Annotated in this window: 21 protein-coding genes; 13 read left to right on the top strand and 8 right to left on the bottom strand. The window is 72.8% G+C overall.

Annotated elements, in window-relative coordinates:
- The first annotated feature begins 54 nt into the window (after positions 1 to 54).
- On the top strand, positions 55 to 432 hold the full coding sequence (locus tag ACFQPP_RS09640; RefSeq protein WP_376916358.1) for a hypothetical protein: 378 nt from the start codon (positions 55 to 57) through the stop codon (positions 430 to 432).
- Between the two features lie 16 nt (positions 433 to 448).
- Here the strand turns inward: ACFQPP_RS09640 and ACFQPP_RS09635 are convergent, their stop codons facing one another.
- A complete protein-coding gene (locus tag ACFQPP_RS09635; protein WP_376916357.1) occupies positions 449 to 1,132 on the bottom strand; it encodes a Pr6Pr family membrane protein in 684 nt (227 codons plus the stop codon).
- A gap of 62 nt (positions 1,133 to 1,194) precedes the next feature.
- A complete protein-coding gene (ykgO, locus tag ACFQPP_RS09630; RefSeq protein ID WP_144719322.1) occupies positions 1,195 to 1,317 on the bottom strand; it encodes a type B 50S ribosomal protein L36 in 123 nt (40 codons plus the stop codon).
- Between the two features lie 78 nt (positions 1,318 to 1,395).
- On the opposite strand from ykgO, the gene ACFQPP_RS09625 reads away from it, so the two are divergent.
- Positions 1,396 to 2,340, top strand: coding sequence for a GTP-binding protein (locus tag ACFQPP_RS09625; RefSeq protein WP_376916356.1), 945 nt, complete (start codon positions 1,396 to 1,398; stop codon positions 2,338 to 2,340).
- A 57-nt stretch (positions 2,341 to 2,397) separates the two neighbouring features.
- Here ACFQPP_RS09625 and ACFQPP_RS09620 read toward each other — a convergent pair whose 3' ends face one another.
- Positions 2,398 to 3,168 (bottom strand): Pr6Pr family membrane protein, encoded by a 771-nt coding sequence (locus ACFQPP_RS09620; RefSeq protein WP_376916355.1) that lies wholly within the window; start codon positions 3,166 to 3,168, stop codon positions 2,398 to 2,400.
- A 76-nt stretch (positions 3,169 to 3,244) separates the two neighbouring features.
- On the opposite strand from ACFQPP_RS09620, the gene ACFQPP_RS09615 reads away from it, so the two are divergent.
- The 5 genes from ACFQPP_RS09615 (at position 3,245) to ACFQPP_RS09595 (ending at position 8,521) form a co-directional block, all read left to right on the top strand.
- Positions 3,245 to 4,483, top strand: coding sequence for a histidine--tRNA ligase (locus ACFQPP_RS09615; RefSeq protein WP_376916354.1), 1,239 nt, complete (start codon positions 3,245 to 3,247; stop codon positions 4,481 to 4,483).
- A 124-nt stretch (positions 4,484 to 4,607) separates the two neighbouring features.
- Positions 4,608 to 5,888, top strand: a complete 1,281-nt coding sequence (gene eno, locus ACFQPP_RS09610; RefSeq protein ID WP_376916353.1) for a phosphopyruvate hydratase — start codon at positions 4,608 to 4,610, stop codon at positions 5,886 to 5,888.
- 11 nt (positions 5,889 to 5,899) lie between these two features.
- The gene (locus ACFQPP_RS09605; RefSeq protein ID WP_376916352.1) at positions 5,900 to 6,457 is read left to right on the top strand and encodes a septum formation initiator family protein; all 558 of its coding nucleotides are present in this window, start codon (positions 5,900 to 5,902) and stop codon (positions 6,455 to 6,457) included.
- A gap of 61 nt (positions 6,458 to 6,518) precedes the next feature.
- On the top strand, positions 6,519 to 7,034 hold the full coding sequence (locus ACFQPP_RS09600) for a DUF501 domain-containing protein (protein ID WP_376916784.1): 516 nt from the start codon (positions 6,519 to 6,521) through the stop codon (positions 7,032 to 7,034).
- 8 nt (positions 7,035 to 7,042) lie between these two features.
- A complete protein-coding gene (locus tag ACFQPP_RS09595) occupies positions 7,043 to 8,521 on the top strand; it encodes an NAD(P)/FAD-dependent oxidoreductase (protein WP_376916351.1) in 1,479 nt (492 codons plus the stop codon).
- 78 nt (positions 8,522 to 8,599) lie between these two features.
- On the opposite strand, the gene ACFQPP_RS09590 is transcribed toward ACFQPP_RS09595, so the two are convergent.
- Positions 8,600 to 10,078: an MFS transporter gene (locus ACFQPP_RS09590; protein ID WP_376916350.1), complete on the bottom strand. Its 1,479-nt coding sequence runs from the start codon at positions 10,076 to 10,078 to the stop codon at positions 8,600 to 8,602.
- A gap of 311 nt (positions 10,079 to 10,389) precedes the next feature.
- Here ACFQPP_RS09590 and ACFQPP_RS09585 point away from each other — a divergent pair, with 311 nt between their 5' ends.
- Complete coding sequence (locus tag ACFQPP_RS09585; protein ID WP_376916349.1) at positions 10,390 to 10,752, top strand: hypothetical protein; 363 nt, start codon at positions 10,390 to 10,392, stop codon at positions 10,750 to 10,752.
- On the opposite strand, the gene ACFQPP_RS09580 is transcribed toward ACFQPP_RS09585, so the two are convergent.
- Positions 10,749 to 11,954 carry a winged helix-turn-helix domain-containing protein gene (locus ACFQPP_RS09580; RefSeq protein ID WP_376916348.1) on the bottom strand — a complete coding sequence of 402 codons (1,206 nt, stop codon included), beginning with the start codon at positions 11,952 to 11,954 and terminating at the stop codon, positions 10,749 to 10,751. The genes ACFQPP_RS09585 and ACFQPP_RS09580 overlap by 4 nt on opposite strands.
- A gap of 96 nt (positions 11,955 to 12,050) precedes the next feature.
- On the opposite strand from ACFQPP_RS09580, the gene ACFQPP_RS09575 reads away from it, so the two are divergent.
- Together ACFQPP_RS09575 and ilvA are read left to right on the top strand one after the other, a co-directional pair.
- Positions 12,051 to 13,190: an AI-2E family transporter gene (locus tag ACFQPP_RS09575; protein ID WP_376916347.1), complete on the top strand. Its 1,140-nt coding sequence runs from the start codon at positions 12,051 to 12,053 to the stop codon at positions 13,188 to 13,190.
- Positions 13,187 to 14,434 carry a threonine ammonia-lyase gene (gene ilvA / locus ACFQPP_RS09570; protein ID WP_376916346.1) on the top strand — a complete coding sequence of 416 codons (1,248 nt, stop codon included), beginning with the start codon at positions 13,187 to 13,189 and terminating at the stop codon, positions 14,432 to 14,434. The genes ACFQPP_RS09575 and ilvA overlap by 4 nt, the downstream gene beginning before the upstream one ends.
- A 69-nt stretch (positions 14,435 to 14,503) precedes the next feature.
- Here ilvA and greA read toward each other — a convergent pair whose 3' ends face one another.
- Positions 14,504 to 14,995 (bottom strand): transcription elongation factor GreA, encoded by a 492-nt coding sequence (gene greA, locus ACFQPP_RS09565; RefSeq protein WP_376916345.1) that lies wholly within the window; start codon positions 14,993 to 14,995, stop codon positions 14,504 to 14,506.
- Between the two features lie 55 nt (positions 14,996 to 15,050).
- Positions 15,051 to 15,443, bottom strand: a complete 393-nt coding sequence (locus ACFQPP_RS09560) for a DUF4307 domain-containing protein (RefSeq protein ID WP_376916344.1) — start codon at positions 15,441 to 15,443, stop codon at positions 15,051 to 15,053.
- Between the two features lie 63 nt (positions 15,444 to 15,506).
- Between ACFQPP_RS09560 and mca the strand changes: the two genes are divergently transcribed.
- Complete coding sequence (gene mca, locus ACFQPP_RS09555) at positions 15,507 to 16,364, top strand: mycothiol conjugate amidase Mca (RefSeq protein ID WP_376916343.1); 858 nt, start codon at positions 15,507 to 15,509, stop codon at positions 16,362 to 16,364.
- Between the two features lie 2 nt (positions 16,365 to 16,366).
- Positions 16,367 to 16,636 (top strand): hypothetical protein, encoded by a 270-nt coding sequence (locus tag ACFQPP_RS09550; protein ID WP_376916342.1) that lies wholly within the window; start codon positions 16,367 to 16,369, stop codon positions 16,634 to 16,636.
- Positions 16,637 to 16,649: 13 nt separating this feature from the next.
- On the opposite strand, the gene ACFQPP_RS09545 is transcribed toward ACFQPP_RS09550, so the two are convergent.
- A complete protein-coding gene (locus ACFQPP_RS09545) occupies positions 16,650 to 17,045 on the bottom strand; it encodes an Rv3235 family protein (protein WP_376916783.1) in 396 nt (131 codons plus the stop codon).
- Between the two features lie 176 nt (positions 17,046 to 17,221).
- Between ACFQPP_RS09545 and ACFQPP_RS09540 the strand changes: the two genes are divergently transcribed.
- The gene (locus tag ACFQPP_RS09540; RefSeq protein ID WP_376916341.1) at positions 17,222 to 17,803 is read left to right on the top strand and encodes a hypothetical protein; all 582 of its coding nucleotides are present in this window, start codon (positions 17,222 to 17,224) and stop codon (positions 17,801 to 17,803) included.
- Positions 17,804 to 17,831: the final 28 nt, after the last annotated feature.

Below are 17,831 nucleotides of genomic sequence, written 5' to 3'. Positions count from 1 at the left end.
CTGCCCGGGTCGGGACGCAGCGGCGTCCTGAGCCGTCGACGGTCGGAGCGTCTCGTGGTGTGGATCGAGGTCCTGCTCGCCGTGCTGGCGGGCGTGGTGCTCGGGGGTCTGCTGCTCGCCGGTCGCACGGTCGCGCCCGGCTCGACGACCGTCGTCGCATGGCTGCTGCTGACGCTCGGCGGGGTCGCCGCGGCGGCGCTCCTCGCGTCCGAGCCCGTCGTGGTCGTGGCTGTCGCCCTGCCCGTGGCGCTCGTCGTCATCGGGCTCGGCGCACCGTGGGCGGCGGGCCGGGCCGACCCGCACCTGCGAGCGGTGCCGTACTGGTCGCGACTGCGCGGCGACGCGCGGTTGCGGGCGGATGCGGTGCGTCGCGACTCGCGCGAGGCGCACGTCGCGCCCGAGCGTCGCGACCTGTCGACGCCCGACGCCTGAGTCGAGCGCGGGCCCGTCAGTCGCGGTGGATGCGCGGCGCCGGCCGCTCGAGCCCCTCGCGCGGTCGCCAACGAGCGCGGCCGACGGCGGCGACGAGCGCGATGCCGACGACGAACGCGAGCAGCACCTGCCCGGTCGGCACGACGAGTCCGCCGATGCCGCCGTGCACCGCGGGGTCGAGGAAGGGGTAGGGGATCCACCCGTCGCCCAGGCCGCCGCGCAGCCACGATCCAGCGAGGTACGCGACGGGGTAGAGCATCCATGCGGCGATGCACCTGCCCACGCGCAGCGGCCTCGCCGTGGGCACGAGCAGCCAGTCGAGCGCCATGAGCACGGGGATGAGCCGGTGCTGGGCGAAGCTCGGGTACTCGACGTCGAAGCCGAGCGCCTCGGCCGGGGAGGCGAGCAGCACGGCCCAGACGAGGCCCGTGAGCACGATGTACGCCGTGGTCGCGCCGCGCAGGGCGTCGAACCAGCGCGGCCTGCCCTCGGGGCGCAGCAGCATCCAGGCGACGACGACGAGCACGAGCACGTTCGACTGCACCGTGAAGTAGCCGAGGTGCTCGCTGAGTCGCTCGCCCTCGCCGGCGACGGTCACGAGGTTCCACGCCTCGGCGAGGAGTCCTGCGAGCAGCACGACGACCCGCAGGGCGAGGATCGGCACGGAGCGGTCGGTGAGCTGGGTCGACGTCGGCGTCACGCGCTCATCGTGGCACGCGCGATGGCGCGCGACGGGTCACGGCTGCGACGGCGCGGCGCGCGTCACCCCTGGCGGCCCTTCATCCGCGGGTTGCGCCTGTTGATGACGAAGACCTTGCCGCGGCGACGCACGACCTGTGCGCCCGGCTGCCTCGCGAGCGACTTGAGCGATGCACGGACCTTCATGGGACCTCCCGGGTCGGCGGCATGCGTCCGCGCATGCCATGATGAGAACAGTTCTCAGTAAAGCAGATGGAGACGGACATGGGCGTGGCGACGATGGTGCTCGGCGTGAGCGACGGCGAGCGATCGCGGCACGCACGGCGGCTCGCGGCGGCGACGGGCACGCCGCTCGTGCAGGCGGCGGCGATCCAGCACGCCGCCGTCGACGGCATCGCGGAGGCGCTCGACGCCGCGGCCGGGGTCGTCGTCGAGGTGCCGGCGAGCGTGCAGCCCATGCACGTCGTCGGCATGCTCGCCGACGCCGAGCTGCCGGGCGCGATCGAGTGCGTCGTCGACGCCCGCACCCTGCTGCGGCTGCTGGGGCTCGCAGGCCTGCCGCCGTGCGGATGCGGGCGCGCGCAGCGACTCGTCGAGCAGCTCGAGCAGGCGACGGTGGCGACCATCGTCGGGTGGCACCCGCTCGACACCCCCACGCTCAGCACGCTCATGGCGCTCGTCGCCCACGTCGCGCCGCGCGCACGGCTGCGCCTCGACCGAGGCGTCGTCGACCCGCCCGTCGGGCGGCGCATCCACGCCGTGCACGATCATCCCGGCTGGACGTGCGTGCTGAACGGCGACCACGACCCGCACATGACCGACCGGCGCGTCTCGGCGATGCGCTTCGAGCACGTGCGCCCGCTGCACCCCGCGCGACTCGTGCAGGCGCTCGACGCGCTCGGCAGCGGCAGGCACGGCGCCGTCGTGCGGTCGGCGGGGTTCGTCGCGCTCGCGACGCGTCCCGGCCGAGTCGGCTGGTGGGATCAGGCGGCGGGGTCGTTCGCGCTGCACGCGCTCGATGCCGACCCCGACGACCCGGTCGCGGTCGGACAGGACCTCGCGATCATCGGCGTCGACCTCGACCGGTCGGGCATCGCCGCAGCGCTCGCGGCCGCCGCGCTCGACGACGACGAGCTCGCGGCCGGCCCCGCGGCGTGGGCGCGCTACGCCGACCCGCTGCCCGCCTGGGAGCCCGAGCCGGCCGGATGACCGACCGCGGCGGCTCGCGCGTCGCGGCGACGCCGGAGTGCCGGCACGAGATGAGCGTCAGCGGGCCGCCGAGGGCGCATTCCGCTCGGCGTCTCGCTCACGCTCATCTCGTGCGGGTCCCTGCGCCACCGCGCCCTGGTCCTCCGGTGGCGTCGCGGCGCCCGCGTCCCGCAGCCGCATGCGCGTCGCCGGCCCCGATCCCGGCGGCCCCAGCAGCGCCACGAGCACGACGAGCGCCATGAGGATCCCGAGCACGCCCGTCGTCTGCACGGCGACGCCGAGCCAGCCGTCGGCCGCGACCGGGTTGAGGAAGGGGTAGAGCCACGCGCCGATCTGCTGCGCGATGATCACCGCGACGATCGCGTAGACCGCCGGGTAGATGAGCCATGTCCATGCGAAGCGGCGGCGCACGCGCGTGCGGCCGGGCGTGAGCGCCCAGTCGAGCACCATCACGAACGGCACGAGCTGATGCTGCACGATGCTCTGGAACGGCTCGGCGGGGTTCAGGAACGACCCCGGCTCGAGCACCGTCACGTACGTCACGCCCGCGAGCAGCACCCAGGCGGTCGTCGCGGCGCGCAGCCAGTCGAACCATGCGGGCCGATGCGTGGCCGGCTGCGCGACCATCCAGATCGCGACGAGCACCGAGAGCACGCTCGCCTGCGTCGTGAAGTACGAGAAGTGCACGACGAGCGATGCGCCGAGGTCGAGGAGCACGCCGACGCGGCGCGCCTCGGCCGCCACGACCATGCCCACGATCGTCAGTCGCAGCAGCTGCGACGCGACGCCGTGGTCGCGAAGCAGCGGTCTGCGGAGGCGGGAGGCCATCGCTCCATCCTGCCAAGCCCGAGGGGGCGTCCGCAGACGCGCCCGGTCGGATGCCGGATGCGGGAGGATGGAGCACGTGGCATCCCAGGTGAACCCTCCCCGCGGCATGCGCGACATGCTGCCCGCCGAGCAGCGCAGACGCGCGCACGTCGCCGACGTCATCCGGGGCGCGTTCGCCGACCACGGGTTCGAGGAGATCGAGACGCCCGTCGTCGAGCTCGCCGAGCGACTCCACGCCGGCCTCGGCGGCGACAACGAGAAGCTGGCGTTCGGCATCCAGCGCCGCGGCCTCACGGTCGACGACCTGCGCGCCGCCGAGACGCCCGCCGAGCTGAACGACCTCGGCCTGCGCTTCGACCTCACGGTGCCGCTCGCGCGCTACTACGCGACGAACCGGGCCGAGCTGCCCACGGTGTTCCGCGCGATCCAGATCGCGCCCGTGTGGCGCGCCGAGCGCCCGCAGGCCGGGCGCTACCGGCAGTTCGTGCAGTGCGACATCGACATCGTGGGCGAGCCGGGCATCCAGGCCGAGCTCGAGCTCGTCGTCGCGACGGGCGACGCGCTGCAGCGCCTCGGCCTCGCCGACGCGTTCCTGCGCGTCAACGACCGCCGCATCCTGCACGCGATGCTCGAGGCGGCCGGCGTCGACGAGGCGGCGCGCGAGGGCGCGCTCATCACGATCGACAAGCTCGACAAGATCGGTCGCGACGGCGTGGCGCGCGAGCTCGGCGACGCGGGCATCGACGGCGGGGCCGTGCTCGCCCAGATCGACGCGGTCGCGGCCGGCGACTGGTCGCGCCTGCCGGGCGAGGCGACCGAGGCCGTGCGAGCGCTGCTCGACCTCGATCCGGCGTCGCTCGGCGTGCGGCTCGAGCTCGACCCCTCGCTCGTGCGCGGCATGGGCTACTACACGGGCGTCATCATGGAGATCGCGCATCCCGCCGTGCCGTACTCGATCGGTGGCGGCGGGCGCTACGACGGCATGGTCGGGCGGTTCCTCGGCACCGACGTGCCCGGCGCGGGCATCTCGTTCGGCTTCGAGCGCCTCATCGACCTCGTCGACCTGCGCGCCGACGCCGACGCGGAGGTCGTCGGCATCCTGCACGACCGCGACGCGAGCCCCGCGCTCGTCGCCGCCGTCAAGCGACGCGTCGTCGCCGAGGGTCGCGCCGTGCGCGTCGCGAGGCGCACGAAGAACGTCGCCCGCGTGCTCGACGGGCTCGCCGCCTCCGGCGCCACCCACGTGCTGACGCTGCGCGCCGACGCCGACCCCGCGGGTGCCCTCGACGTGCAGCCGCTGCGGGCCTCGGACTGACCCCGCTCGCCGCCCGCGCCACCCCGCGCTGCGAGGGCCCGAGGGATAGGCTCGGATGCGGGCGAGCGCGTGGCTGGCGCGACGCCCGCGAGAGAGACCACCACCCCCAAGCAAGGAGTCCCACGTGGCATCCATCGACGCACTGCTCGCCCGCGAGATCCTCGACTCGCGCGGCAACCCGACCGTCGAGGTCGAGGTGCTGCTCTCCGACGGCGCCGTCGGCCGCGCCGCGGTGCCCTCCGGCGCGTCGACCGGCGCGTTCGAGGCCTACGAGCTGCGCGACGGCGACGCGGGCCGCTACCTCGGCAAGGGCGTCGAGCAGGCCGTCGAGGCCGTGAACGGCGAGATCGCCGACGCGATCGAGGGCCTCGCAGCCGACGACCAGCGCATCATCGACCAGACGCTCATCGAGCTCGACGGCACCGACAACAAGTCGCGCCTCGGCGCGAACGCGATCCTCGGCGTCTCGCTCGCGGTCGCGAAGGCCGCAGCCGACTCGGCGGCGCTGCCGCTCTTCCGCTACCTCGGCGGCCCGAACGGCCACGTGCTGCCGGTGCCGATGATGAACGTCATCAACGGAGGCGCGCACGCCGACACCGGCGTCGACATCCAGGAGTTCATGATCCTGCCGATCGGTGCGCCCACGTACCGCGAGGCGCTGCGCTGGGGCACCGAGACGTACCACACGCTGAAGAAGATCCTCAACGAGGAGGGCCTGTCGACGGGCCTGGGCGACGAGGGCGGCTTCGCCCCCGACCTGCCGACGAACCGCGCGGCGCTCGAGCTGCTCGTGCGCGCCATCGAGCAGGCGGGCTACACCCCGGGCACCGACATCGCGCTCGGTCTCGACGTCGCGGCGAGCGAGTTCTACGAGGACGGCGCGTACCGCTTCGAGGGCACGTCGCGCACGAGCGACGAGATGGCCGAGTACTTCGCCGACCTCGTCGCGTCCTTCCCGCTCATCACGATCGAGGACCCGCTCGACGAGTCCGACTGGGACGGCTGGGTGAAGATCACCGAGCTGCTCGGCGACAAGGTGCAGCTCGTCGGCGACGACCTGTTCGTCACGAACCCCGAGCGCCTCTCCGACGGCATCGCGAAGGGCGCGGGCAACGCGCTGCTCGTGAAGGTCAACCAGATCGGCACGCTGTCCGAGACGTTCGACGCCGTGCGCATCGCGGCCGGCGCTCGCTACGCATCGGTGCTCTCGCACCGCTCGGGCGAGACCGAGGACACGACGATCGCCGACATCGCGGTCGCCCTCAACGTCGGTCAGATCAAGACGGGCGCCCCCGCCCGCTCCGACCGCGTCGCGAAGTACAACCAGCTGCTGCGCATCGAGGAGGACCTCGCCGAGGCCGCCGTCTACGCCGGCGCTGCGGCGTTCCCGCGCTTCCAGGGCTGAGGCCCGGCGCGATGCGCGGCACGGACGACCGGCCCGGCGGCATCCGCGGCCTCGGGCGCGCCCTCGCCTCCACGGCGAGGGAGCGCACCGAGCGCCGCGGTGCCGAGCCGCGTCGTCCGGCCGACGCGCAGATGGGGCGGCTGCGGGTCTCGTGGACGCTGCTCGTCGTCGGCGGGCTCGTCGTCGTCGGCGCCTTCACGCTCGCGCCATCGATCGGTCTGCTGCTCGAGCAGCGGCAGACCATCGCCGACCTGCAGGATCAGGTCGCGCAGCAGCAGGAGAACGTCGACGACCTCACCGACGAGGTCGCCCAGTGGGACGATCCGGCCTTCATCGAGGCGCAGGCGCGCGATCGCCTCTTCTACGTCTACCCGGGCGAGACCGCCTACGTCGTGCTCGACGACCGCGGCCCTGCGGAGTCCGTCGAGGCCGCGCCGACGTTCACGACCGATCTCGTCGAGTCGCACGGCGACTGGGTGCAGGCGGGCATCGCATCCGTCGTGCTCGCCGGGCTCACCGACGCCGACGCTGCGACGCTCTCGTCGGGCACGCCCCTCGACGCGCGCTGAGCGCGCACCCACCGGAAGGATCCCCGTGCTCGAGCACGCCACCGAGGCCGACATCGCCATCATGACCGAGCAGCTCGGGCGGCCCGTGCGCGACGTCGTGGGCGTCTCGGCGCGCTGCGGATGCGGGGCGCCGGCCGTCGTCGCCACGCGGCCGAGGCTCGCGAACGGCACGCCCTTCCCGACGTTCCACTACCTGACGCACCCCGACGCGACGGTGGCGGCGTCGCGGCTCGAGGCATCCGGCGCGATGGCCGAGCTGCAGGAGCGCCTCGGCGACCCGGAGGTCGCGGCGGCGTACCTCGCGGCGCACGAGGCGTACCTCGCGGAGCGCGCCGCGTACGGCGACGTGCCCGAGATCGACGGCATCAGCGCCGGGGGCATGCCGACGCGCGTCAAGTGCCTCCACGCGCTCGTCGCCCACAGCCTCGCGGCCGGGCCCGGCGTCAACCCGATCGGCGACGCGGCGCTCGCGATGGGCGACTGGCAGCCCGAGACGTGCACGTGCAGCCGTCCCATGGCCGCCGGCGAGGGCGATGCGGTAGGGCACGCGTCCGAAGGCGCGTCGCAGCAGGAGTAGCATCGATGATGCTGTCGCACACCCCCACAGAGCAGAGAGCCATCACCGTGACCACTCGCATCCTGATCGTCGGCGGTGGCTACGCCGGCTTCTACACCGCACGCGGCCTCGAGCGCATCCTCGGCCGCCGCGAGGCCGAGGTGACCCTCGTCGACCCGCTGCCGTACATGACGTACCAGCCGTTCCTGCCCGAGGTCGCCGCAGGCTCGATCGAGGCTCGCCACTCCGTCGTCTCCCTGCGCAAGCACCTGCGGCGCACCGCGGTCATCACCGCGCGCGTCACGGCCATCGACCACGTGTCGAAGTCCGCGACCGTCACGCCGGAGGACGGCGAGTCGTTCGAGATCGAGTACGACGAGCTCGTGCTCACCGCCGGTGCCGTCTCGCGCACGTTCCCGATCCCGGGCGTCGCCGACGTCGCGATCGGCATGAAGACCATCGAGGAGGCCGCCGCGGTGCGCGACCGCCTCATCGCGAACTTCGCACGCGCCTCCGTCATGCCCGAGGGCCCCGAGCGCACGCGCCTGCTGACCGTGACGGTCGTCGGTGGCGGCTTCGCGGGCATCGAGGTGTTCGCCGAGCTGCGCGGGCTCGCCACGAGCCTCATCGAGCTCTACCCGAGCATCGTCATGGAGGACATCCACTTCCACCTCATCGAGGCGATGGGGCGCATCATGCCCGAGGTCAGCCTCGAGACGGCGAAGAAGGTCATCGCGCAGCTCGAGGCGCGCGAGGCGCACATCCACCTCGAGACGCAGCTGAAGTCGGCCGTGGGCGGTCTCGTCGAGCTCTCGACGGGCGAGTCGTTCGAGTCGGACCTCATCATCTGGACCGCGGGCGTCATGGCGAACCCGATGGTGCGCAAGACGGGCCTGCCGCTCGACGAGCGCGGCCGCGTCGCAGCGAACACCCGCCTCCAGGTCGTCGACGGCGACGAGGTCGTGCCCCACGCGTGGACGGCGGGCGACGTCGCCGCCGTGCCCGACGTGTCGAAGACCCCCGGCCCCGGCGGCTTCTGCGTGCCCAACGCGCAGCACGCCGTGCGTCAGGGCAAGCTGCTCCCGAAGAACATCGTCGCGTCGCTGCGTGGCGAGGCCCCGCAGGCGTACGTGCACGCCAACCTCGGCGCCGTCGCGGGCCTCGGCCTCGGGCAGGGCGCCTTCCAGAAGGGCAAGATCGGCTTCACCGGTCCGCTCGCATGGATGGCGCACCGCGGCTACCACGGCATGGCGATCCCGATGTGGGAGCGCAAGCTGCGGGTGCTCGGCGACTGGATCGGCGGCATGGTCCTCGGCCGCGACGACGTGCAGCTCGAGACGCGCGAGACGCCGCGCGAGGTCTTCGAGGAGTTCGCATCGCGCCCGAAGCCGTCAGCCGACGCCGACGTGCCGAAGGCCGCGCCCGTCGCCGACGTGCAGCCGGCACCCGCCGAGGAGCAGAAGGTCGCCGCCGAGACGTCCGAGCTCAGGGCCGAGTCGAAGGCCTGAGCGCCTCCCCACCACGATCGAAGGGGTCGATGCCTGCGGGCGTCGACCCCTTCGTCGTGCGGCGGATGCCGCCTGCGATCACCGATCCCGTCGCGCGCCGCCTGGCGACTGCGCATCGCCCGAGCCGGGCTCCGCGTCGTCGGGCGTGACCTTGCTCTGCGCCGCCTCGACGAGCGACAGCGGCGACGTGATGTCCTCGAGCGACTTGCCTGCGGCGCTCACGCCGAAGAGGCCGCAGATGATGCCGCCCGCGATCATGACGCACGAGCCGAGCACGTAGCCCCAGAACAGCGGCTCGCGGTCGGTGCCGTCGCCGATGAGCGCACCGTAGAGCGCGGGCGCCGCGGCGCCCACGAGCTGGCCGATGGAGAACACGTACGAGATCACCTGGCTGCGCAGCTCGAGCGGGAAGATCTCCGACACCGTGAGGTACGCGGCCGATGCTCCTGCCGAGGCGAAGAAGAACGATGCGCACCAGAAGATGGTGTGCGTCGTCGCATCGAGCGTGCCCTCGCGGAACAGGAACGCCGAGACGAGCAGGATGAGGCCCGCGAGCACGTACGTGCCGAACAGCATCCGCCGCCTGCCCCACGTGTCGAAGAGCCGCCCGAGCACGAGCGCTCCGGTCAGGTTGCCGAGCGCGAACGCGATGAAGTACTGCGAGGCGGTCGCCGGCGGGGTGTCGTAGAAGTTCTCGAGCACGAGCGCGTAGGTGAAGAAGATCGCGTTGTAGAGGAACGACTGCGTCACCATCATCGTGACGCCGACGAACGTGCGGCGCGGGTACTCGCGGAACAGCACCTTCGCGATCGTGAGGAACGGCACCCTGCCGATCTCGCTCACCGTGATCGCCTTCGAGTCGTCGACGGGGTCGATCTGCTTGCCCTCGGCGCGGATGCGCTCCTCGATCTCGTCGACGCCGCGCTCGGCCTCCTCCTCGCGCCCGTGCGTCATCTGCCAGCGCGGGCTCTCGGGGATGTGCCTGCGCAGGTAGATGAGCGCGAGGCCCAGCACGGGCCCGATGAAGAACGACAGGCGCCAGCCGAGGTCCTGGTCGAAGTAGTCGGTGTTGAGGAAGAGCGAGGATGCGACGGCGCCGAGCGCCGCACCACCCCAGTACGTGCCGTTGATGGCGATGTCGACGCGGCCGCGGTACCTCGCGGGGATGATCTCGTCGATCGCCGAGTTGATGGCCGCGTACTCGCCACCGATGCCCGCACCGGCCACGAAGCGCCACAGGTAGAAGAACCACGGCGCGAACGAGAGGCCCGCGATCGCCGAGCCCAGCAGGTAGACGGCGAGCGAGATCAGGAAGAGGTTCTTGCGCCCGAGGCGGTCGGCGAGCCTGCCGAAGACCAGTGCGCCGAACACCTGCCCCAGCAGGTAGAAGGTGCCGGCGAGGCCGACCTGCGCCGCATCCATGCCGAGCGTCTGCGCGTAGCCGTTCGCCGCGACGATCTGCACCTCGAGGCCGTCGAGGATCCAGGAGAACCCCAGGCCGACGACGATCATCCAGTGGAAGCGCGACCACGGCAGCCGGTCCATGCGGGCCGGCACCAGCGACCGGTGCTCCTTCGCTCTCGCGTCCGTCGACGTCATCGTCTCCCCGTCCTCGTGGGTCCGGGCGTCGCAGGTCGCGGCGTCCGCAGACGTTCCTATCGAATGCATGTGGATGCTCTCCGGCCGTTGACGAGCGGGCCGCGCCAGGGGTAGTGCGAATCCTTCGACGCCGGAGGCATCCTCGGCCCTCGCATCTCGAGCCCGGCCGCGGGGCCCGCTCGTCGCGAGGGTCGTCGCTCGCGGTCCGGGCTCGCGGTGTCGCACGGCGGGGGATGAGCGGATGCGTGCGCGCCGGTAGCGTGGAGGCCATGGATCCCGTCCTCCTCGCCGTCATCGCCGCCGTCGTCGTGGTGCTGCTCGTCGTCGTGCTGTGGCAGGTGCTCGCGGTGCGCCGGGTCTCGAAGGCTCGCGACGCCATCGTCGACGCGCGCGGTCGTCTCGAGCGTGCGCGTGCCGCCGTCGCCGAGTCGGCGGCGAGGGGTGGCGGCGCCGACGTCGCCGAGTCGAACGACCGGGTGCAGCAGGAGCGTCGCGCCGTGAACGCCGCGACCCGCGAGGGCGAGGCGCTGCGCAAGCGCTTCCCGACGTCGCTCTACGCGAGCCGCATCCCCGAGCCCCGGTACGAGGAGGCGACGGGCGGCACCGCCGAGCCGCCGCGCATCGCGTTCTAGCCGATCGCGGCGACGACGTCGCCCGCCCACGTGCCGGGCCCCGTCACGGCGACGGTCTCGAGACCCTGCCATGCCGCCGCCTCGTGCAGCCGCGGCGCGATGCGCTCCGCGAGCTCGCCCGCGCGTGACGCGAACCGGGGCTCGACGTGCGCGTGCTGCACGCGCAGCACCCCCGCGCGTCGATCGCTCTTCAGGTCGATGCGCCCCACGACGTCGCCGTCGACCGCGACGGGCAGCACGTAGTAGCCGTGCTCCCGCTCGGCCGGTGGCGTGTAGATCGAGATGCGGTAGTGGAAGTCGAACAGCCGCAGAGCGCGCGGGCGATGCCACACGACGGGGTCGAACGGCGACAGCAGCGCCGTGGCCTCGACCGACCGGGGGATGCGCTGCGTCGCATGGAGGTAGGCGGGCGCCTGCCAGCCGTCGACCGAGACCGGCAGCAGCTCGCCCGACTCGACCAGCGCATCCACCGCCGCGCGCGCATCGGCGAGGTACGCGAGCCTGTAGTAGTCGCGCAGGTCGTCGACCGTCGCGACGCCGAGCGCGACGGCGCTGCGACGCACGAGCTCGATCGTCGCCTCCTGCTCGGGCACGGCATGCTGCAGCGCGGCGGGCAGCGCGCGCTCGGCGAGGTCGTAGACGCGCTCGAAGCGCCGGCGGCCGAGCACCACGAGCTCGCCCGTGCGGAACATCGCGTGGATCGCGTGGTGCGCGTCGCCGCGATCCCACCAGCCGCCCGAGCCGCGCACGTTGCGCGGATGCTCGATCTCGCCCACGGTCGACGGCCCCTGCGCCGCGAACGCCGCCCGCAGCTCGTGCAGCAGCGTCGCGTGCTCGGCGAGCCACGCTGCGTGCTTGGCTCGGAACCGCTCGGCGCGGAAGCGCAGCAGCGGCACGTCGGCCACGGGCACGATGGCCGCCTCGTGCGCCCACAGCTCGGTCGTGCGGCCGAGCACGCGCGGCCGGCGATCGTGCGCGACGAGCCGATCGAGCACGCCCCGGTCGTACGCGCCGAGGCGCGCGAGCAGCGGCAGGTAGTGGCTGCGCTCGAAGACGTTGACGGTGTCGAGCTGCAGCAGGCCCAGCCGGGCGAAGGCACCGGAGAGCTGCCGCATGCCGACGTGGGGCGGGGGAGCGGCGAAGCCCTGCGCCGCGAACGCCACGCGCCGCGCCTCCGCCGCCGACAGCCGAGCTCGAGCCATGCCCCCGACCCTAGGGGTCACCACCGACGTCGCATCGCCGCACCACAGGGGACGCATGTGCTGGACGGGGGGTCTGCGTCGCTAGGCTCGTGGGCCATGAGGCTCTTCGGCGCGCGAGACCAGCGACCCGTCGAGCCTCCGCTCGTGCCGCCGGGCCTGCAGATCGCCGGCGCGTGGTCGTGGCGGCTGCTCGTCGTCGCCGGCGTCCTCGCGCTCGTGCTCTGGATCGTGTCGCAGCTGCGCATCATCGTGATCCCGCTCATGGTCGCCGCGCTGCTCACGGCCCTCATGATCCCGCTCGTCGGATGGCTCGTGCGCAGGCGGTGGCCGCGCGCGCTCGCCGTCGCCGTCAGCGTCGTCGCGCTGCTCGCCGTCGTCACGGCGCTGTTCTGGCTCGCCGTCTCGCAGATCCGCGGCGGCTACCCCGACCTGCAGCAGCGGGCGATCGACTCGTACGACGGGCTGCGGCGATTCCTGCTCGAGTCGCCGCTGCACCTCACCGAGCGCGACATCTCCCGCTACACCGACACGCTCGTGCAGGCCATCCAGCAGGACACGCAGCAGATCGTCGCGAGCGCCCTCTCGGTCGGCTCGTCGCTCGGGCACCTGCTCGTCGGCATGCTGCTGACGATCTTCGCGACGATCTTCCTCCTGCTCGACGGCGCACGGATCTGGCGGTGGATCGTCGGCATCTTCCCCCGCCGCGCCCGCCCCGCCGTCGACGGCAGCGGACGCGCCGGCTGGGTCACCCTCGGCAACTTCGTGCGCGTGCAGGTGCTCGTCGCCGCGATCGATGCCGTCGGCATCGGCCTCGGCGCCTTCATCCTCGGGCTCTTCTACGGCGGGTTCCCGCTCGTCGTGCCCATCGCGGTGCTCGTGTTCCTCGGCTCGTTCATCCCCGTCGTCGGCGCGATCGCCACGGGTGCGATCGCCGTGCTCGTCGCGCTCATCGCCCTCGGACCGATCCCGGCCGTCATCATGCTCGGCATCGTGCTGCTCGTGCAGCAGGTCGAGGGCCACGTGCTGCAGCCGTTCATCATGGGCACCGCCGTCAAGGTGCACCCGCTCGCCGTCGTGCTGTCGGTCGCGGGCGGGTCGATCGTCGCGGGCATCCCCGGCGCGCTGTTCGCCGTGCCCGTCGTCGCATTCCTCAACGTCGCGATCACGACGATCGCGACCGGCTCGTGGCGCACCCATCCGCGCCCGAGCGATCCCTCGGAGGTCCCGGTCGCATGACCTCGCTCGATGCTCGGGGCACGATCCCCGGTCCCACGCTCGCGGAGTTCCGCGAGGCCCAGGCCACGGTCGCCTCCGCGATCCAGCACACGCCCATGGAGCTGTCCCGGCACCTGTCCGGCATGCTCGGCTCGCCCGTGCACCTCAAGTGCGAGAACCTCCAGCGCACCGGCGCGTACAAGATCCGCGGCGCCTTCAACATGCTCTCGAAGCTCACGCCCGAGCAGCGCGAGCGGGGCGTCGTCGCCGCCTCGGCGGGCAACCATGCGCAGGGGGTGGCGTTCGCGGCCTCCGAGCTCGGCATCCGCTCGACGATCTTCATGCCGATGGGCGCGGCACTGCCGAAGGTGCAGGCCACCCGCGACTACGGCGCCCGCATCGAGCTGCGCGGCCTCGACTTCCAGTCGGCGCTGCAGGCGGCCGTCGCGCACGTCGCCGAGACGGGCGCGACCTTCGTGCCGCCCTACGACCACCCGGACATCGTCGCCGGGCAGGGCACCGTCGGCCTCGAGATCCTCGACCAGCAGCCCGACGTCGACACCATCCTCGTGCCGATCGGCGGCGGCGGCCTCGCCGCCGGCGTCGCGTCGGCCGCGAAGCAGCGCGCTGCGGAGCTCGGTCGACGCATCCGCGTCGTCGGCGTGCAGTCGAGCGTCGCCGCCGCCTACCCGCCGTCGCTCGCCGCGGGATCCCCGACCACGATCGTCACGTCGCCGACCATCGCCGACGGCATCGCCGTGGCCAGACCGGGCGACCTGCCCTTCGAGATCATCCGCGCATGCGTCGACGAGGTCGTCACCGTCACCGACGACGACATCGCACGCGCCATCATCGCCCTGCTCGAACGGGCGAAGCTCGTCGCCGAGCCCGCGGGCGCCGTCACGACGGCGGCCATCATGACGGGTGCCGTGCGCGACGCCGGGTCGACCGTCGCCGTCGTCTCCGGCGGCAACGTCGATCCCATGGTGCTCGAGCGCGTCATCGGCCGCGGCCTCGTCGCCTCGCAGCGCTACCTGCGCATCCGCATGGATCTGCCCGATCGACCGGGCCAGCTCGCCATCATCGCGCAGATCCTCTCCGACGAGCAGGCGAACGTCGTCGAGGTGCTGCACACGCGGCACAACGAGTGGACGCAGATCAACGACGTCGCCATCGAGCTCTCGGTGACGACGCGCGGCCCCGAGCACGCGCAGCGCCTGCTCGAGGCGCTGCGCCGCGCCGGCTACGAGCCGCACGAGATCTGACGCGCGTCGCCATGCGACGACGACGGCGCGCCGCGCGACGCGGGCGGCCGTCGGTCGTGCGTCGGGTGGCTACGCGCTGCGGTAGGTCTCGACGTCGAGGATCTCGACGTCGATCTCCTTGCCGCTCGGAGCGGTGTACGTCGTCGACTGGCCGATCCTCAGGCCGAGCACGGCGGCGCCGATGGGGCTCGACTCGGAGTACACGTCGAGCTCGTCGCCCGCCGAGTGGATCTCGCGGTTGCCCACGAGGAACGTCTGCTTCGCGCCGGCGATCGACGCCTTGACGACCGTGCCGGCCTCGACGACGCCGTTGGCGGCGGGGGCCTCGCCGACCTTGGCGGTGCGCAGCAGCTGCGTGAGCTGCAGGATGCGCGCCTCGATCTGCGCCTGGTCGTCCTTGGCGGCGTGGTAGCCGCCGTTCTCCTTGAGGTCGCCCTCGTCGCGGGCCTCCTCGATGCGCTTCGCGATCTCGACGCGCACGGGCCCCGTCAGGTTGTCGAGCTCGGCCTGGAGGCGGTCGTACGCCTCCTGGCTCAGCCAGGTCTCCGTCGTGTCGGGCATGAGGTCTCCTGATATGCGGGAAGCCGGCCCGAGCGGACCGGCAGTGCCCGCGAGCCTAGCGCAGCCAGCAGCGGTAGACCAATCCGCCGATGGCCTGGTCGGACGTCAGGACCTCGACGCTCTGCGGCGTCGTCCAGCGCTCGGATGCATCGACGTCGAGCTCGACCCATCCCACGGTGGTGTGGTTCCTGTCGAAGGCGTTGAGGGCGCACCGCACGGGCGTGCCGGGCTCGACGGTGACGGTGAAGTCGAGCTGGATGCGGTGCTCGTCGATGCGCGTCGAGCCCGTGTCCTGGGTCTCGATCGTGCCGCGGTCGTCGGCGAGGCCGCCCCAGACGACCCATGCGAGCATCACGACGACGATGAAGGCGGCGACGGCGATCGCGATCGTGCGGTCTCGTCGGCGCCGCTCTGGGGTGCGGCCGTAGCGGGCTGCGAGGTCGGTCATGTCGGCGGTTCCGTGGGAGGATCGATGGGTCCCACCACAAGCCTACGTCCGAGCGGAGGAGCGATGCGTCGCCTGCTCAGCGTGCACGCGCATCCCGACGACGAGTCGAGCAAGGGCGCGGGCACCGTCGCCCGCTACGTCGCCGAGGGCGCGCAGGTCACGGTCGTGAGCTGCACGGGTGGCGAGTCCGGCGACATCCTCAACGAGGGCTTCCTCGACACGGTCCACGCCGCACGCGACATGGCGGGCCTGCGCCGCGTCGAGATGCGCAGGGCGCAGGAGGCGCTCGGCGTCGACCACGTCTGGCTCGGCTACCTCGACTCCGGGCTGCCCGACGAGGGCGAGCCCGTGCGTCCGCTGTCGTTCGCGACGATCCCGATCGAGGTCTCCGGGCGCCCGCTCGTGCGCATCATCCGCCGGCTGCGGCCGCAGGTCGTGCTCACGTACGACGAGCGCGGTGGCTACCCGCATCCCGACCACATCCGCTGCCACGAGATCACGATGTGGGCCGTCGAGCACGCCGCGAGCGACGAGAGCCCCGAGCTCGGCGAGCCGTGGGCGGTCTCCAAGGTCTACTACGACCGCATGTCGTCGTCCGACAAGGTGCAGGCGCTGCTGGCCGACTTCGAGCTGCACGATCCCGAGTCCGACCGGCTGCCGAAGATCCGTGAGATGGCGGAGTGGATGCAGGGGCGCACGCCGCGCGTCACGACGCGCATCGACGTCTCCGAGCACCTCGAGCAGCGCGACGCCGCGCTGCGCGCGCACGCGAGCCAGGTCGACCCCCAGACCGCCTACTTCTTCTGGCCGCACGACGTCGTGCGCCGCGCCTGGCCCACCGAGGACTTCGAGCTCGTTCGCTCGACCGTCGGCGAGCACCTGCCCGAGACCGACCTGTTCGCAGGGATCGACGAGGAGTGACCGTGCTGGATGCGCTCGTGCGCAACGCCCCCGCCTTCGACCCCGACTCGGTGACGCCCGGCGTCATCGGGTTCATCGCGACGGCGGTCGTGGCGATCGCGGTCTGCCTCCTGCTGTTCGACATGAACCGCCGCGTGCGTCGTGTGAAGTACCGCGAGGAGGTCCGCGCCGAGATCGCCGCCGAGCAGGCGGCGGCGGAGGGCGCGAGCGCGCCGGGCGAGACGTCGAGCCAGGCTGCGGACGACGAGGCTGACGAGCGCGACGCGCGCTGACGCGGCCCGCGCGTCACAGCACGTGCAGCGCGGTGGCGCGCCAGCGGTCGTCGAGGCCCTCGAGCCGCATCGCGACGGCGCGCGTGCGCCCGGGCGAGCGCACGATGGCCGTCGCCTCGACGACGCCGTCGGCGGGATGCGTCACGACGGTCGGGCCGATGCGGAAGCCGATGCGCGTCGCCTGCTGCCTGCGCAGCGTGCGCGTGCGCCGCGACGCGATCGCGCGGCGTGCGAGGTGCAGGTAGGTGTCCTCGGTGACCCAGCGCGCGACCTGCTCGACGTCGCGGACGCCGAGCAGCACCTCGATGACGCACCGCGTGAGGTTCTCGACGAGCGGCGCGGGATCCGGCAGGTCGAGCGTCGAGCAGGGTTGGTAGTCGAAGTAGTCGTCGGCCTCCACCGCCGACATCCTCGCCCGTGCCGCCATGGTGTCTCCCTGCATCCGCAACCGTGCCAGCCAGCAACCGTAGACGCGGGGGCAGGCGAGGGGAACGGCAGCGCGAAGCCTGTGGAGAGAGCTCCGCGCGACGCCGTCCGCTGTGGACAGCGGCCCCGCCCTCGCGGCCGCATGGCTACGGTTCGGCCGTGCGGTTCGACGACCTCTTCGACGACCTCGAGAGCCAGCTCGAGGCGGAGCTCGGCGCGCACGAGCGCGACACGCTCGCCGAGGAGGAGCGATTCCGCGTCGGCAGGCTCGAGCTGCTCGACCGCCTGCGAGCTGCGCCGCGCAGCCTCGACCTCCGGCTGCGCACGGGGGAGCGGCTGCGCATCGAGCGACTCGCGGTGGGGAAGGACTGGCTGAGCGGCACGAGGCGCGAGAGCGGGGCGGGTGGCGCGGGATGCATCGTCCCGCTGCGGGCGATCGCGGGGGTGCGACTCGACGACGACGCCCTCGTGCGCTCGCTCGAACCCGGCGCGCAGCACGGTGCGCCGGCGCCGCAGCTCGCCGGCCGGCTCAGCCTCGGCTTCGCGCTCCGCGACCTCGCGAGGCGGCGTGCGCCCGTCGAGCTGCGTTGCCCGACGCCCCTCCACGGCACGATCGATCGCGTCGCTCGCGACCATGTCGACCTCGCGATCCACGAGCCGGGCTCGTCTCGGCATCCGCACCACGTCGTCGGCGTCGAGCTCGTGCCGTTCGCCGCGATCGACTGGGTGCGCCTGCCGTAGCGGACGCCCTGGCGCCGCCCGCTGGCCT

The organism is Agrococcus sp. GCM10030265 (genome assembly GCF_042666675.1).
Classification (GTDB): Bacteria; Actinomycetota; Actinomycetes; order Actinomycetales; family Microbacteriaceae; genus Agrococcus.
The sequence above is the reverse complement of the archived record's forward strand: the minus strand, read 5'-3'. Positions and strand labels throughout refer to the sequence as shown.